Source organism: Agrobacterium sp. MCAB5 (genome assembly GCF_052114365.1).
Lineage (GTDB): Bacteria > Pseudomonadota > Alphaproteobacteria > Rhizobiales > Rhizobiaceae > Agrobacterium > Agrobacterium tumefaciens.
Genome location: NZ_JBFREP010000263.1, coordinates 1 through 446, shown reverse-complemented (window position 1 = coordinate 446; position 446 = coordinate 1). Strand labels below are relative to the sequence as shown.

At 58.1% G+C, this 446-nt stretch carries 1 protein-coding gene; it reads right to left on the bottom strand.

Features of this window, described 5'->3' with window-relative positions:
• Nucleotides 1–446 (bottom strand): aldehyde dehydrogenase family protein (locus tag AB4Z23_RS28540; RefSeq protein WP_441361316.1); only part of this gene is annotated, 446 nt, incomplete at both ends.

The following is a 446-nucleotide window of genomic DNA, read 5'->3' as shown; positions in this document are numbered from 1 at the left end:
GACAAGAACCGTGGGCTCGTAAAATGTCCCACCAAGCGGGTGCCGACGCCCTCCGGTGACGCTACGAGCTCCTCGCGCCATCGCATCTGCCACTAACGCGTCGACCTTGTTGACCGCCTTTTGATCGATGAGAGGGCCAATCTGAACGCCGGCCGAGAATCCATCACCTACCGACAAAGCTGCAACGGCCTTTGCCAACCGGTCCGCAAATGCATCGTGAATTGCCGACTGAACCAGGATCCGATTCGCACATACGCATGTTTGTCCAGCATTGCGATACTTCGACGTCAACGCTCCCTGTACCGCGGCGTCGATGTCGGCATCGTCGAAGACGATGAACGGAGCGTTTCCTCCCAGCTCCATCGAAGTGCGCTTAACCGTCGATGCGCACTGTGCGATCAACGTCTTCCCCACTGCGGTCGATCCCGTAAAGCTCAGCTTCCTGA